Here is a 15,710-nt window from a genome sequence, read left to right as displayed (position 1 = left end):
GAAAGAGCGTGATGTGGGTTGGCCGTTTTTTTCGCTTGACGCGGATGACTTACGAAACCCGTCCTGCTAGGGAATTGCTGATCTTTGGGCTTTAGCTGAAGAAACTTGCTAATCAGGAAGGACTTTGAATTTACGCCCTTGATATTTGAAAATTGACTAACTTTATGAAGGTGTTAGGAAAAACTTCAAACCTAAAAGGGGAACAATATGCTTTGGCTTTTGCTGTTACTGTTACACATAGCGGCTGTGATCTGTTGGTGCGGTTCATTGCTTTATCTGCCCGCGCTGATTACTGGTGTTTTTTCCGATCATGAAGAACAAAGTCATCAGGCCTTGACGTTCCAGATCTTTACTGGGGTAGCGACGCCGGCCGCTTTGACCGCAATCGTTTCCGGTACGGCCTTATTTTTGACGAGCGGCATTATCGACCGATGGCTCATTTTGAAGCTAAGTCTGGTCGTGATACTCGTATTGTGTCATGCTCTTAACGGCTGGATTCTAATTCGCACGGAACAAGCGCTCGATAAAAACTTAACCCTGCCGTGCATAGCGATCGGAATTACCGCGGCGATAATGATTCCGGCCATCGTTTGGATTGTGCTGACCAAACCTTTTTAGGAGTCGACAGTGAGATATCTCAAGGTGACTGTATCAAGGTTCGGAATGAACCCCGACGCCATGCCCATAAACCAGTTGCCCGCCCAACATGCTGGTAACGGCAATCAACGCCGCCGTCAGCAGCGAAAGATACAAATACCAAAGATCGAAGCCGCTTTCGTCATGAAAGCGCAATGCCCAATTGAGCGAAGCCAGCGCCAGGGTCATGACGGCCAGCAACGCATGGATCCACGCGATCGGCAAATTTCGGATGCGCGGAACGAGTATCAGGTCGATGAAGCCTGCCAGCCCGGCAAACCAGCCGCCGAGACTGCCAAGACCCGACAACCACAAACCGACTCGAATCCAGAATGGGTCGGCCGTATAGAGGAAGGCCAAATCGGCGCCTACCAAGCCGAGCAAAAAGGCTACCGGGAAATGAATCAGCATCGGGTGGATCGGATGTCCGCCGATGGACATGCGGCTGATGATGGGTTCTTTCGCCATAACGCTCTCCTTTCTCGGTTGAAGTCGGAATTATCAACGATGATTCCAAGTTTAACCTTACCTTCGTTAATTATCACGCTGAGTTTGCTGAGCGGCTGCAGCGGCCCTCAATCCATTTTAAATCCCGCAGGCCCCTCGGCCCTTGCCGTAAGCAGACTGTGGTGGGGGATGTTCGGTTTTTCGGTTACGGTATTGCTGGTCGTCATGGCTTTATGGATTTATGCGATGCGGCGCAAACCCCGATCGCTTAGCGAAGCGCAAGCCGATAAAATCAATCAAAACTGGATCATCGGCGGCGGATTGGTGCTGCCTATCGTCGGCATCGTAGCGCTGCTAAGCTTCGGCATTCCGATGGGCTATCGCATGCTGCCTTTGCCTGTTGCCGGACAGTCGGTGCCGCGTATCGATGTCATCGGGCATCAATGGTGGTGGGAGGTTCGCTATGCCGATACCGATATCGTGCTGGTAAACGAACTGTACTTGCCGGCCGGGACGCCGGTCGATATCCATGTGACCAGCGCCGATGTCATTCATTCGTTTTGGGTGCCGAGGTTGGCCGGTAAGATCGATATGATTCCGGGTCGCACCAACGTCTTGCGGATCGAAGCCGATGCGCCGGGGCAATTCTTGGGGAAGTGCGCGGAATTTTGCGGAGTGGGCCACGCCCATATGATGCTGGAGATTCAGGTTCACACGCCTGAAGATTTTGAGTCGTGGCTGGAGGAATATGAATACGAATAACGAAACCCGAAAGGCCGAGGCCGCTCTGCACGATAAATTTCTCAAGGTCTGGGGCAATCCGCGCGGCTGGCGCGCCTTGACTATCGTCAACCATACGACGGTCGGCATTCGCTTCATGGTCACGGGCGGCATCTTCTTTCTGATCGGAGGATTGCTCGCGATGCTGATGCGCACGCAACTGGCATTGCCCGAGCAGAACATCATCGAACCGAAGCTTTATGATCAGCTGTTTACGATGCACGGAACGGTCATGATGTTCCTGTTCGCGGTGCCCGTGCTCGAAGGTTTGGCGATGTATCTGATCCCGAAAATGATCGGCGCACGCGATTTGGTTTTCCCGCGTCTTAGCGCCTTCGGTTATTGGTGTTACCTTTTCGGCAGCCTTATATTGATGTCGAGCTTAGTGTTGGGCATCGCGCCGGCCGCAGGCTGGTTTATGTACACGCCGTTGACCAATGACGTTTACTCGCCGGGGCCGAACGTCGACTTCTGGCTGCTCGGCATCACGTTTATCGAAATCTCGGCGGTATCGGCAGGCATCGAACTGACCGTGTCGATTTTACGCACACGCACTTCCGGCATGACATTGTTGCATATGCCGCTCTTTTGCTGGTACATTCTGGTCATGGCGCTGATGATCGTGTTCGGCTTTCCGCCACTGATACTAGGCAGCATCCTGTTGGAACTGGAGCGCGCTGCCGGCATGCCGTTCTTCGACGTCGCACGAGGCGGCGACCCGATTCTTTGGCAACATCTGTTCTGGCTGTTCGGCCATCCCGAAGTTTATATTATTTTCTTACCGGCCGCGGGCATCGTCTCGACCCTGTTGCCGGTGTTCTCGCGTCAACCCATCGTCGGCTATCGATGGATCGTGCTGGCCATTATCTCGACGGGATTCATCAGTTTCGGTTTGTGGGTACACCACATGTTTACGATCGGGATTCCGCAATTGGCGCAGGCGTTTTTCTCGATGGCCAGCATGCTGGTGGCGATTCCTACCGGTATTCAATTGTTCGCCTGGCTGGCGACGTTGTGGACTGGGAGGCCTGTTTATCATGTGCCGATGTTATGGCTGGTCGGCTTTCTATTTATCTTCATGATAGGCGGCTTGACCGGCGTCATGTTGGCCTTAGTGCCGTTTAACTGGCAGGTACACGACACGCATTTCGTCGTTGCGCATTTGCATTATGTGATGGTCGGCGGCATGCTCTTTCCTTTGCTGGCGGGTCTTTATTATTGGTTGCCGCATTTCTCCGGGCGAATGCCGTCGGACAAACTCGCGCGCTGGGGCTTCTGGCTGACTTTTATCGGTTTTAACACGACATTTTTAGTGATGCACCTGACCGGCTTGCTCGGTATGCCGAGACGCGTTTACACCTATCCGGCCGGATTGGGCTGGGAACTGCCCAACAGCATATCGTCGATGGGTGGTTTTATCATGGCTATGGGTATCGCGATGGTTTTGCTCGATATCGTATTGCATTTTCGCTTCGGACGCCCTGCCGGCGCTAATCCGTGGCAGGCGGATACGCTCGAATGGGCGACCGATACGCCGCCCCAACCCTACAATTTCATCAGCTTGCCGGACTGTTCGACGCGGCACCCGATGTGGGATAGCCCCGATCTGCAAACAACCATAGCTGAAGGACATCACCGCTTATCCGAAATCGATCATGGCAGGCGCGAAACCTGGGGGTCAGATCCGGTTTCCGGCGCTATTCGAGAAATCATTCACTTGCCCGGTAATTCCTGGCTGCCTTTTTTCTCGGCTTTGGCGTTGTCCGGGTTATGTATCAGTCTTTTGATCCGCAATAATAATCTAGCCTTGATTGCGGTATCGGTCAGCCTGGTGTTATTACTAAGCTGGTCATGGAAAAACGGTGCCTTTCTTGAAACGGATTCCGATTCTGCCGTGAAACCCGGCTATCCGCAATTGCATTCGCGCACTTTCAATGGCCCCGGTTTATGGGGCATGATCGTAACGCTTTTGGCCGACGGCGCGCTGTTTTTGTCCATACTTTTCGGTTGGCTCTACTTACGGGTCGTGGCGCCGCATTGGCAAGAGCCTGCTACGGCGCCGTTGGCTTGGCAGCCTTTGCTGATCAGCGGCGGACTACTTACGATCTCAACATTTTGGAATCATTCTATCGTCCGGCGCTTGCGCGCGGACAGGGATAACCATCTGCAGGGGCAATTGTGGGGCATCGCGGCGATCGGTTTGGCTCATTGTTGTGTATTGATCTGGGCCTGGTCGTCCTCGTCTCTGGTTGCCACACAAACTGCCCATGATGCCGTGATCGCGGTGATACTGATGTATCAATTGTTTCACAGCGGACTCGCCGTGATCATGACAGCGTTGCAGGCTATGCGCGTTGCTTATGGCTATGTCGGCAAGGCCGCGCCATACGAAACAGCGGTCGTGAAACCCTGGTGGCTTTATACGACCGCCGTTTTCTGGCTGGCTTTTATCGCCATCATTCTGTTGCCTATTGCTTGGAGAAGCGCCTGATGTGGCCGCGCGAAGTATATCATCCAATGCAACTGGCTTTAGGACTCACGGTCTGGATCGTCTGGTTTATAGTGAAGTACGGGGCCTTGGCATTTTTCTGCGAACAAGTGCCGCCTCCTATCGAACAAGGAGCTTTCACTTGGATCAATACGACGCTGTTAATCGGTTCCGTAGCCGTAACCGGTCTGCTGTTGTTTTGGGCGAATAATTGTTGGCGCGCGGCGCGTTCCGGAAATAATGGAGCCGACTCCGAAATCAATGCGTTTATCGCCGGACTGGGGGCCGGTGTCAATCTATTGGGCGCCGTCGTAACGCTCAGCCAGGGACTCATGTCGCTGCTATTACCGCCATGTTTGTAAGGCTCGCGTTATTGTTGGCGGTCTCGGCTCTGCCAATTCATTCCGTTCAAGCGCATGGCTGGGGCGAGGATGCTACTGAAGCACGGTTATCGGCCATTCTCGGCGGACTGTTGCCAACCGCTCTTTGGATGCTCTATGTCATCGGAGCAAGAGACATCCGGCCTACAAATGACCGCCGGTTGATGTTTCATGCAGCCAGTCTCACCGCTGTCATGACGATGTTCGGCAGTACGGGCGGGTGGTTCGATAAAAGCTCGGCCCTGCACATGGTTCAACACATGCTGATACTGGTCGTTATCGCCCCGCTTTATGTACTGGCTCGGCCTTTACCGCAATGGTTTGCGGCAAGCGGAGCAACGGGAATACGGCTGTGGAAGCCATTTTTAAGGCTGAGTCGTCATCCGTTGAGGACCGGCATCCTGCAAAGTCTCGTGATTTGGTTCTGGCATACACCGGTTTTTTATAATCTGGCGTTGGTGAATCCCTGGTGGCACCTAGCCGAGCATATCAGCTTCGCACTCGCCTCCGGCTTATTTTGGTGGTCGATTTTGTTAAGGCGCACCTTAACCGTCTTGCCGGCTTTAGTATTGACGCTAATGAGCACAGGCATGCTCGGAGCCTTGCTGACTTTCGCGCAAACCCCGTTCTACGACGATTTGCTCAACCTTCAAGATCAACAATTGACCGGTTTGATCATGTGGGTGCCTGGCGGACTCCCTTACCTTATTGCTGCTGGGTGGTGCGGTCTGCGCTTGTTTAGGTTGGGTTAGTACGTTCAAGGTTCACGATGTGCGAGTGCTTTATATCTTTCGCACTTCAAATTTGGGCATTAACGTATGGAGACGACGGGGCATATACGCTGTTAAAACACGGAGCCCGTATGCAGCGTAGCGGAATACGGGAATGGCGTGGCTTCGAACTTCCCGGATTGCGCTACGCTCCATCCGGGCTACACTCGCAAAGGCTTTGACAGCATGAATGCCTTTATAGAGCCTACATGCACGTAATCACGGCGTCCTTTGCCGGGCACTCCGACACGGAATTTGACTTGCGAAGGGTAGCGTTCAAAAACGATGAACTGTTGCTGTCTTGTAATATCTGGAGTATTTTCTGTCGAAAGGGGGCGTCAATTATGATTAAAATCAGAAATGGCCTGGATCTACCGATAAAAGGCGGACCCGAACAGATTATCAAGACCGTACCTCCGCCGAAAACCGTTGCGGTGCTTGGCTTCGACTCCGTCGGATTAAAGCCGCAGATGGCGGTCAAAGAGTCCGATGCGGTCATTAAAGGCCAATTGTTGTTCACCGATAAAAGAATGCCGTCGGTACGCTACACCTCACCCGGAACCGGCTTTGTCAAAGCGGTCAATCGCGGCGAAAGGCGTGCTCTGCTGTCGGTCGTAATCGAGCTGACCGACAGCGACGAAGAAGTTCATTTCGAGTCCTATTCCGAAGACCGGCTAATCTCGCTAACCCGCCGCCAAATTATCGACCAACTGCTGGCTTCGGGATTATGGACGGCGTTGCGCACGCGGCCGTTCAACAAGACGGCCGATCCCGACACGGTGCCGCACTCGCTGTTTATCACCGCCATGGATACCAACCCGTTGGCGCCGGCCATCGAGCTGCTGATAGACGGTCATGAGCAGGATTTCATCAACGGCGTGCGAATCGTTTCCCGGTTAACCGAAGGCCGAGTCTTTCTTTGCAAACACCCCAAAACGCCGCTATCCGGCATGGCTATCGAAAATCTGACTATCGCGGATTTTTCAGGCCCTCATCCGGCCGGCAATGTCGGCACGCACATCCATTTTCTCGACCCCGTCCATCTCGGTAAGACGGTGTGGCATATCGGCTTTCAGGATGTAATCGCAGTCGGCAAATTATTCACCACCGGCCGGCTTTATGTAGACCGCATCGCGGCCTTGGCCGGTCCGTCGGTTCTGCATCCCTGTCTGATCAAGACCCGAATCGGAGTATGTCTGGACGACCATTGCCGCGACGCGCTAATCGACGGCGAGAATCGCATCATTTCCGGCTCGGTATTGTCCGGTCACAAAGCCGAAGGCGCCACGGCATTTCTAGGCCGCTATCATCAACAGATTTCGGTATTGCCGGAGGACCGGCAACGCAAATTCTTAGGCTGGGTGAATCCAGGCTTTAGGCTCTATTCGGTCAAAAATGTCGTACTTTCCAAGTTCATTCCCGGCAGCGCTTATGATTTCACGACCTCGACGCACGGCGATATCAGGGCCATCATTCCCAACGGCAATTACGAACGCGTCATGCCCTTGGATCTGATGCCGTTGTTCTTGCTGCGCGCGCTGGCCGTCGAAGATATCGAAGAAGCCGAAAACCTCGGTTGTCTCGAACTGGCCGAGGAAGACCTGGCCTTATGCGCCTTTGTGTGCCCGTCGAAACTGGATTTCGCGCCGCTGTTGCGCCGAAATCTGGACATGATCGAGGAAGAAACCCTGGAGCACGAATCCTTATGAGCGAAGATTCCGGAAAAATTAGCTCTTCAACTAAAAAGGGCGGAACACGGCGGATACTTGGCCCCCTCTATGAGGCCACGGACACTTTTCTCTATACGCCGGGTACGGTTACCTGTGGCGCTCCGCATGTGCGCGACGCGATGGACATGAAACGCATGATGGTCACCGTCATCGTCGCGTTGATACCGACCGTCGTCATGGCTTTTTACAATACCGGCCTGCAAATCAACCTGGCGTTGCAACAACAAAGTTTCGAACACGCCCCAGGGTGGCGCGGCGCACTGCTAACCTTGCTGGGCGTCGGCCACGATCCGAACCGTGTGCTGGATAACATGCTGCTGGGCGCGCTGTATTTTTTACCGATTTATATCGTTACCGTTGTTACGGGCGGCTTCTGGGAAGTGCTGTTCGCCGGCATCAGGCAACATTCCATCAGCGAAGGTTTTCTGGTCACCAGTCTGCTGTTCGCGCTGACTCTGCCGCCCGACATTCCTTTGTGGCAGGTCATGCTCGGTATATCGTTCGGCGTGGTGATCGGTAAGGAAATTTTCGGCGGCGTCGGCATGAACATACTCAATCCGGCCCTGGTCGGACGTAGCTTTTTGTTTTTCTCTTATCCGAGAGAAATGACCGGTAATACGGTCTGGGTGCCGGTCGACGGTTACAGCCGGGCCACGCCCTTGGCGGAATTGCCCGACCCTGAACTTGAACTGAGCGTTTCCTGGCAGGATGCCTTCTTCGGGTTCATGCCGGGCTCCATGGGCGAAACCTCGACGCTGGCCTGCCTGATCGGCGCGTTGATTCTTATCGTTAGCCGGGTCGGATCGTGGCGCATCATGGTTGGCGTGGTTCTAGGCATGGTAGGCTTATCATTGCTGTTCAACTTAGTCGGCAGCCCGTCGAATCCGATGTTTCAGCTCACGCCGCAATGGCATCTCGTGTTGGGCGGATTTGCCTTCGGCACTGTCTATATGGCCACCGATCCGGTATCGGCCGCGCATTCTCGGCCCGGTCAATACGTTTACGGATTTCTGGTCGGCGCCTTGACAGTGCTGGTCCGAGTCATAAACCCGGGCTTCCCGGAAGGCATCATGCTGGCCATTTTATTCGGCAATGTGTTTGCGCCGACCATAGACAGGCTGTTCGTCAGCCGCCATATCCGAAAACGGTTGAGGAGGCAAGCTGTCGATGCGGAAAAATAGCTTCAAAAATACCCTCCGGGTCGTATTGGGCGTGAGCTTGATCTGTTCTTTAATGGTGTCCGCGACCGCGATATTGCTGCACCCGAAGCAAAGGCAAAACCAGCGCCTGGATAGGATCGGAAACATCCTGACCGTTGCGGATCTCTATGAACCGGGGATCGATATTGACGCCGTCTACCGACAAAACATCGTACCGCAGATGGTAGTATTGGATTCGGGAGACGTGGTTGACCCGGAAAAATTCGATGAGACTCTTAACATCGAAGCCTTCGATATTCAAACTCTGACTTCGGATCCTCGCTATAGCGCAGCCGTTCCGCCTCAGTACGACAAGGCAAAAATCAAACAGCGCCCACAATACATGGCGGTCTATCGAGTCGAGACGGATCGACACCTTCAAAAACTCATCCTGCCGATCTACGGACGGGGGTTGTGGTCGACTCTTTACGGATTTATAGCGCTGGATAAAGACCTGCGAACGATTACCGGCATCACCTTTTACGAGCACAAAGAAACACCGGGCCTCGGAGGCGAAGTCGACAATCGGCAATGGAAAAATAGCTGGAAAGGCAAGCAAGCGTTTGACGATCAAGGTCGGGTCATGATCGAAGTCGTGAGGGGTGAAGTCGAACCGGACTCCGGCGATGCGGATCATCAAGTCTCAGGGCTTTCCGGTGCGACGATAACCAGTCGCGGAGTCAACAATCTGGTCCGATACTGGCTGGGCGAACACGGCTACGGACCCTACCTAAACGCTCTCGAACAAGCGCGTAAACAAAAGAATTTCGCCGATAACAACGGACCGGAGTAAATCCATGCTGGAACATTACTTGAGTCTTTTTTTGACCGCTGTTTTCATAGAAAACCTGGCCTTGGCTTTCTTTCTGGGCATGTGCACGTTTCTGGCCGTATCCGATCGACTGTCTACGGCTACCGGCCTCGGCATTGCCGTCATCGTCGTGCAGTCGATCACCGTGCCTATCAACAACCTGATTTATCGGCATGTCCTCAAGGAAAACGCGCTCGCCTGGCTCGGACTACAAGGTATAGACCTGACTTTTCTGGGGCTTTTATGCTATATCGGCGTCATCGCCGCCGTCGTGCAGATTCTCGAGATGTTTTTGGATAAATATATTCCTCGGCTCTATATTGCGCTCGGCATCTTTCTACCGCTGATCACGGTCAATTGCGCCATCCTAGGCGGCAGCCTGTTTATGGTCGAGCGTACTTATAATTTTACCGAGAGCATCGTGTTCGGCTTCGGCACCGGAACGGGATGGGCGTTAGCCATCGTCGGATTGGCGGGTATTCGCGAAAGAATGAAATACAGCAACGTACCCGAAGGTCTGCGAGGTCTCGGCATTACCTTCATCACGGCCGGCTTGATGGCGATGGCCTTCATGTTGTTTTCGGGCATAGAGCTCTAGCGATGCGGCCTCCCACAATGATGATATTAAGGAATATGCACAATTCAACTTCTCGAAATAGTAAGCTTTGTGGAGGTTCGGTGACTCGCTTGACAGGACGCCGTGAATACGTCCATGTAGGCTTGACGGCGGCTTTCCCTGCCGCCGACACCTGTCAATCGAGCCACCGAATCCCCTTTCCGATTGTTGAAGAAGTCACTTCATGCTCGTTCCTAACGACCGAACGGAGACCGGCATGAGCGATACTAGCTTAATCATCATTAGCATGGCCTTGTTTACAGTCATCGTTCTACTGCTAACGCTGGTCGTGATGTTCGCCAAAGCCCGGCTGGTAGAAAAAGGCGACGCTACCCTTACGATTAACGACGATCCGGATCATAGCCTGTCCGTGCCGATGGGCGGCAAATTGTTGGGCGCCCTAGCCGACAATGCTATCTATGTCCCTTCAGCTTGCGGCGGCCAGGGCACCTGCGGCCAATGTAAAGTCGTGATCAAAAAAGGCGGCGGCGCTATCCTGGGCACCGAGCGGGCCAAACTCAACCGGCAGCAGATCAAAGCCGGCTACCGATTGTCGTGCCAGGTTTCCGTCAAGGGCGATATGGGCCTCGATTTGCCGCCGGAACTGTTCTCGATCCGCAACTGGGAATGCACGGTGCGTTCCAATCGCAGCGTCGCTACGTTCATCAAGGAATTGGTATTGGAGTTACCGCCCGGCGAAGACATGGAATTCAGGGCCGGCGGCTATGTTCAGATCAATGTGCCGCCCCATACCGTCAAATACAGCGATTTCGAAATCGAAGAACGGTTTCGGCCGGATTGGGACAAATACAAACTCTGGCAATACGTTTCCAAAGTCGACGAACCGGTCATGCGCGCCTATTCGATGGCCAATTATCCGGGAGAAAAAGGCATCATCATGCTGAACGTCCGCATCGCCTCGCCGCCGCCCTCCGACCCCGACGTGCCGCCCGGCAAGGTCTCGTCCTATATCTACAGTCTGAAACCGGGCGACAAGGTCAGCATATCGGGGCCTTACGGCGAATTCTTCGCGCGGGAAACCGACAACGAAATGATCTTCGTCGGCGGCGGTTCCGGCATGGCGCCGATGCGTTCGCATATCTTCGATCAATTGAAACGGCTGCATAGCGGCCGGAAAATATCCTACTGGTACGGCGCCCGCAGTCTCGGCGAAGTATTTTACGCCGAAGACTTCGACCGGCTGGCGCAGGAGCACGACAACTTTCGTTGGATCGTCGGCTTGTCGAGCCCGCTGCCCGAAGACGACTGGACCGGACCTACAGGTTTCATACACCAAATACTGTACGACGAATATCTAAAAGACCATTCGGCCCCCGAAGACTGCGAATATTATCTATGCGGCCCGCCGGTGATGATCGATGCCGTGGTCGATATGTTGACCGATCTCGGCGTCGATTCGAAGAATATACTCTTTGATAAATTCTGAACCTAGAAAAAGCATTTCACCATGAAGATCATGAAGAATAGGAAGTTAATTCAATAGCTTATTACGCGTTTGTATAGAACTTTCGCTCACCAAAAAGGTTAGCGAGAAGGATTTGGTAAGTTCTTGGAATCCTTCATGAACTTCATGTGCTTCATGGTTAAACTGCCGAATTCAGGCTGAAGCTTTTGTACTCAAGGTTGTTAAGTGCGTATTGTTTGCCACCGCCATTGAGTTAAGTGCTTTTCCGTTCGCCCCGCGCGCAGCAGCAGGGGCCATTCGTAGTCGCAAAAACTAAAATATGCTGTTACCCAAACTCCAGCTTGGGTAACCTGTTCAGGAAGCTCTAGCTTCCCGACAATCAAGAAAGATTGAACGAGCGAGCGAGTCGGGGTTGAATGAGAATATGCGGAGGTTGCGTCGGTCTCAGGAAGCTGGAGCTTCCGGGGGGCTTTCCCAAGCTGGAGCTCTCGCCGTTAGACACAAGTATCGGTAAACTTGCTAAACAGAGGTCATCGTATACCTGGAAACGGTGCTGTTTGATAAATCTGCGGATATTGAACATCAGTAGCTTCGAAATCGCGACGAAGGCGTCGCTCCCACAAGGGGGCGGCCCCCTGTGCCAATATGACCTGAGACACTTACCCCTCGGAAATTAGAGTATAAAGGTAGGCCAGAATCATGAGCAAATCAAAAGCAGAGACCATGGAATCACCACAATTAACTGCGCCGGAGGTCGCGTTGGAAGTCGCCCGTGGGGCGGCTGGAAACGCGACCTCCGGCGCGCGGCCCGATCCAGAGGTGGTTGCCACCGCCCAGCGCCGACAATTTACCAGCAGCGACAAGCGCCGCATCCTGGCTGCCGCTGATCGCTGTACTCAGCCGGGTGAGATTGGCGCCCTATTACGCAAAGAAGGGATTTACTCCTCCCAATTAGCCACTTGGCGCAAACAGCGTGCTGCCGATCAGCGTGCCGCGCTGGCACCGCAAAAGCGCGGGCGCAAGACCGATCCAGCTCAGGCCGAGGACCGTCGTGTGCGCCAACTTACCCAGGAAAATGAGCGCCTGCGTCGTAGACTCGCTCAGGCCAATGCCATTATTGATGTCCAAAAAAAACTTTGCGTCTTGTTCGGACTGCCGACGGACGAGACGCCGAGCGAGTCCAACTGATGCAAGCCCTTAACCAGTTGGCCCCGGAGGTCGGCCTGGCTCCGGCTTGTGCAGCCCTGAATTTGAACCGCAGTTCGGTCTATCGCGAGGATGCCCGTCGGCGCCACCTGGCGCCTGTGCCGGTAACGCGGGTGCCTCGTCCGTCCGCCCCGCTGGCTTTCTCGACTAATGAGCGGCAGCAAATGCTGGAGGTGCTTAACAGCGAACGCTTCGCCGACTGCTCGCCGTATTTTGTTTATGCCACTCTGCTGGACGAGGGGCGCTACATCGGCTCGGTGCGCACCTTGTACCGTGCTCTGGAAGCGGACGGCCAGTCAGCGGAGCGCAGGCGCCAACGGATGCACCCGGTCTATACCAAGCCTGAACTCCTGGCCACCGCGCCCAATCAAGTCTGGAGCTGGGATATTACGAAACTCAAAGGCCCGGCTAAATGGACCTGTTTTCACCTGTATGTGATCCTGGATATTTTCAGCCGCTATGTCGTTGGCTGGATGGTCGCCCCGCGGGAAACCGCGGAACTGGCCGAGCAGCTAATCGCCGAAACAGTGGCCAAGCACAACATCCCGCCGCATACCCTGACGCTGCATGCCGATCGCGGTTCCAGCATGCGCAGCAAGCCCGTGGCTGCCTTACTGGTCGATCTGGATGTCACCAAGACCCATAGCCGGCCTTATGTCTCGGATGACAATCCCTATTCCGAGGCCCAGTTCAAAACCCTGAAATATCGGCCTGATTTCCCCGTCCGCTTCGGCTGCATTGAGGATGCCCGCAGCCATTGCCAACGCTTCTTCCCGTGGTACAACCAGTCCCATTGCCACTCGGGCATCGGTTACATGACCCCGGCCACCGTCCATTTCGACCAAGCGGATACGGTATACCAAGCACGCGCAAAAACCCTGGAGATTGCCTTCCTCGCCAATCCGAAGCGATGCAAAGGAAAGTGCCCCTTACCACCCAGCTTGCCTAACGCCGTTTGGATTAATCCGCCTATTAACACAAAAGAGAACCTCGACCCATAAATACACAACAATTAGACACTAATTAAATCAACTTGGTGTCTCAATGTCATTGACACATTCCGCATGAACCGCATCTACGAGTTTATTCAGTAATTACCAACAGCGTAACCGAGCTGGAACGCAGTTTTTTAATGTTCTGAGAAAAGCCGACGATGAAGCTATCGCTATTTTAAGCCACAATAAGGCTGAAGCCTATTTACTGCCCGTCGCGTACTATGAAATGTTTAGATGACTTACAGAAGATCCACAGTTGGTGCAGGAACGATTAGAAGGCCCATTTACCAAGGTAAGCCTTAATGACTTATGAACTGCGTTTCCATGAACTAGCTCTACACAGGAATGGGAGAAACCCGATGGTAGTGTTCGCGTACTATTGAAAAAGAAACTGGCTAAGCGACTTGAAAATCCCAGGGTTCGGCTTCAGCGCTTTCCGACATGCCTAACTGTTATAAGATCAAACTCGCCAGCAAAGGCTATGGCCTGATTTATCGCGTCGATGATGATATTGTTTTTGTCACAGTGATTGCTGTTGGTAAGCGAGAAAAGTCTAAGGCTTATGTGGCAGCTCGATCTAGGTTATAAAAGTGGACCCCAACGTCAATTAGTTGTTCAGTTTTTGGGGTCCATTATATATAGCCAGTTGTTCGTGTATGATGCGGTTCACTGTTCACCGCATCATACGATCTGTATTAAAACGATAAGCAGAGTTTGTAGGGAGGTATTCCTGAGCTTGAGTTTTGGGAATGAGACATAATTGGTGATTCTTTTTCTTGTACGAAGAAGAATTAACTAAAATATTCACTTTTATCGACTTGATTCAGGGCTCTTTGAGAACGCAAATTGCTTACCAGAATTCAAGATAGAGATTAATTACATGTTAGAATCTTTTACAGAAAACTTAAAAATAGACCTAGTTGAGCAAATTCGGAGTGAATATTTGTCTGTTGAACAAAGCTATCCCTGGATCGTTGGTTTTTCCGGCGGCAAAGATAGTACTTTGGTGGCACATCTAGTCTTTGATGCATTGCTAAGTATCGCGCCATCCCTGCGTATTCGCGATGTCCACATCATTTCTAATGACACGCTAGTGGAGAGCCCGTTAGTCATAGACCATTTAGACAAAGTGCAAAACCAAATCAGACATGCTGCAGAAGTTTTAAACCTGCCAGTGAAAGTAGCTACGACAGAACCCATCCTGACCCAATCTTTTTGGGTTTTATTAATCGGTAAAGGCTACCCGACACCAAACCAAACCATGCGCTGGTGTACTGATCGGTTAAAAATTCAGCCAACCAGTGCCTACATTTTGGATAAGGTTTCAATACATGGGGCGGCTATTGTAGTTTTGGGTGTTCGTAGTGATGAAAGCAGCTCAAGAAAACGCGCTATCGAAAAACACCAGAACATTAGCGACAGTAAACTGGCTGCACACACCAGTTTGCCGGGTGCGTTTGTATATCGCCCTATTGTTGATTTGACCACGGACGATGTTTGGGAATTACTAGCCGAGCATTCGCCTCCGTGGGGCGGAACGCACCGCGACCTGATCCAGCTTTACCGAAATGCCGAGGGTGGAGAGTGCCCAGTGGTCATGAGCAAGGAAGATGCTCCGGGTTGTGGTACTAATTCTAGCCGCTTTGGTTGTTGGACGTGTACCGTTGTTGAAAAGGATAGAAGCCTTCAAGGTTTCGTGGACAGCGGGATGCATGAATATGGCATACTTATCGGTTTTAGGGATTGGCTTAAAAGTATTCGAAATGATCCCAAATATAGACAAGTTGAGAGAAGAAACGGAAAAGTGCAGTTTGATAGCAATGGTAACCATATTCCTGGCCCCTTTACCGTAAAAGCAAGGCAAATGATTCTTGATAAATTACTTGAAGTACAGAAAGAATATGGCTCAACACTAATATTACCCGAAGAAATTGAGTTGATCCGACGTGAATGGAGCCAAAGTTTATCTGGCAATATCTCTAGGAGACAACTTGCTATAACTGAACTGGAACAGGATTGAAATATGGATGAACACATTCAAGATTTACCATTGTGGAATGACACAGAAGCATTCTCTGTATTGGAAAGTTTATGTAAAAAACACGATGTACCCGTAGATGTACTTCAAGAACTGGTATTGGTGCAGCGGCAAAATCAGCATCGTGAGAAAGCAAAGGGCATTTATGGCCAATTTGAAGAAATATTTAACCGAATGGACTGATAAGC

The 15,710-nt window shown here is 52.4% G+C and carries 13 protein-coding genes and 1 pseudogene; 13 read left to right on the top strand and 1 reads right to left on the bottom strand.

Features of this window, described 5'->3' with window-relative positions:
* The first annotated feature begins 207 nt into the window (after positions 1-207).
* Positions 208-618 carry a CopD family protein gene (locus tag WJM45_RS14730; protein WP_341325836.1) on the top strand — a complete coding sequence of 137 codons (411 nt, stop codon included), beginning with the start codon at positions 208-210 and terminating at the stop codon, positions 616-618.
* Between the two features lie 33 nt (positions 619-651).
* Here the strand turns inward: WJM45_RS14730 and WJM45_RS14725 are convergent, their stop codons facing one another.
* Entirely contained in the window at positions 652-1,104 is a 453-nt protein-coding gene (locus WJM45_RS14725; RefSeq protein WP_341325835.1) for a DUF2231 domain-containing protein, read from the bottom strand.
* Positions 1,105-1,143: 39 nt separating this feature from the next.
* Between WJM45_RS14725 and coxB the strand changes: the two genes are divergently transcribed.
* From coxB to WJM45_RS14665, 12 genes and pseudogenes are all read left to right on the top strand, one after another.
* Positions 1,144-1,845 (top strand): cytochrome c oxidase subunit II, encoded by a 702-nt coding sequence (coxB, locus tag WJM45_RS14720; RefSeq protein WP_341325834.1) that lies wholly within the window; start codon positions 1,144-1,146, stop codon positions 1,843-1,845.
* On the top strand, positions 1,832-4,354 hold the full coding sequence (gene ctaD / locus WJM45_RS14715; RefSeq protein WP_341325833.1) for a cytochrome c oxidase subunit I: 2,523 nt from the start codon (positions 1,832-1,834) through the stop codon (positions 4,352-4,354). The genes coxB and ctaD overlap by 14 nt, the downstream gene beginning before the upstream one ends.
* Before the next feature lie 26 nt (positions 4,355-4,380).
* The gene (locus WJM45_RS14710) at positions 4,381-4,713 is read left to right on the top strand and encodes a hypothetical protein (RefSeq protein WP_341325832.1); all 333 of its coding nucleotides are present in this window, start codon (positions 4,381-4,383) and stop codon (positions 4,711-4,713) included.
* Positions 4,704-5,483, top strand: coding sequence for a cytochrome c oxidase assembly protein (locus WJM45_RS14705; protein WP_341325831.1), 780 nt, complete (start codon positions 4,704-4,706; stop codon positions 5,481-5,483). The genes WJM45_RS14710 and WJM45_RS14705 overlap by 10 nt, the downstream gene beginning before the upstream one ends.
* A gap of 362 nt (positions 5,484-5,845) precedes the next feature.
* Positions 5,846-7,210, top strand: a complete 1,365-nt coding sequence (locus WJM45_RS14700; protein WP_341325830.1) for a Na(+)-translocating NADH-quinone reductase subunit A — start codon at positions 5,846-5,848, stop codon at positions 7,208-7,210.
* Positions 7,207-8,412: an NADH:ubiquinone reductase (Na(+)-transporting) subunit B gene (locus WJM45_RS14695; protein ID WP_341325829.1), complete on the top strand. Its 1,206-nt coding sequence runs from the start codon at positions 7,207-7,209 to the stop codon at positions 8,410-8,412. Before WJM45_RS14700 ends, WJM45_RS14695 begins: the two co-directional genes overlap by 4 nt.
* On the top strand, positions 8,399-9,223 hold the full coding sequence (locus WJM45_RS14690) for a Na(+)-translocating NADH-quinone reductase subunit C (RefSeq protein ID WP_341325828.1): 825 nt from the start codon (positions 8,399-8,401) through the stop codon (positions 9,221-9,223). Before WJM45_RS14695 ends, WJM45_RS14690 begins: the two co-directional genes overlap by 14 nt.
* Positions 9,224-9,230: 7 nt before the next feature.
* Positions 9,231-9,839 (top strand): NADH:ubiquinone reductase (Na(+)-transporting) subunit E, encoded by a 609-nt coding sequence (nqrE, locus tag WJM45_RS14685; protein ID WP_341328951.1) that lies wholly within the window; start codon positions 9,231-9,233, stop codon positions 9,837-9,839.
* Between the two features lie 235 nt (positions 9,840-10,074).
* Entirely contained in the window at positions 10,075-11,304 is a 1,230-nt protein-coding gene (nqrF, locus tag WJM45_RS14680) for an NADH:ubiquinone reductase (Na(+)-transporting) subunit F (RefSeq protein WP_341325827.1), read from the top strand.
* Between the two features lie 738 nt (positions 11,305-12,042).
* Positions 12,043-13,490 (top strand): annotated as a pseudogene (locus tag WJM45_RS14675) (IS3 family transposase).
* 874 nt (positions 13,491-14,364) lie between these two features.
* On the top strand, positions 14,365-15,504 hold the full coding sequence (gene dndC / locus WJM45_RS14670; protein WP_341325826.1) for a DNA phosphorothioation system sulfurtransferase DndC: 1,140 nt from the start codon (positions 14,365-14,367) through the stop codon (positions 15,502-15,504).
* 3 nt (positions 15,505-15,507) lie between these two features.
* Positions 15,508-15,705: a DNA modification system-associated small protein gene (locus WJM45_RS14665; protein ID WP_341325825.1), complete on the top strand. Its 198-nt coding sequence runs from the start codon at positions 15,508-15,510 to the stop codon at positions 15,703-15,705.
* The last annotated feature ends 5 nt before the right edge of the window (positions 15,706-15,710 follow it).

It is taken from the genome of Methylotuvimicrobium sp. KM2, from assembly GCF_038051925.1.
Lineage (GTDB): Bacteria > Pseudomonadota > Gammaproteobacteria > Methylococcales > Methylomonadaceae > Methylotuvimicrobium.
This window is presented reverse-complemented; position numbering and strand designations above follow the sequence as displayed.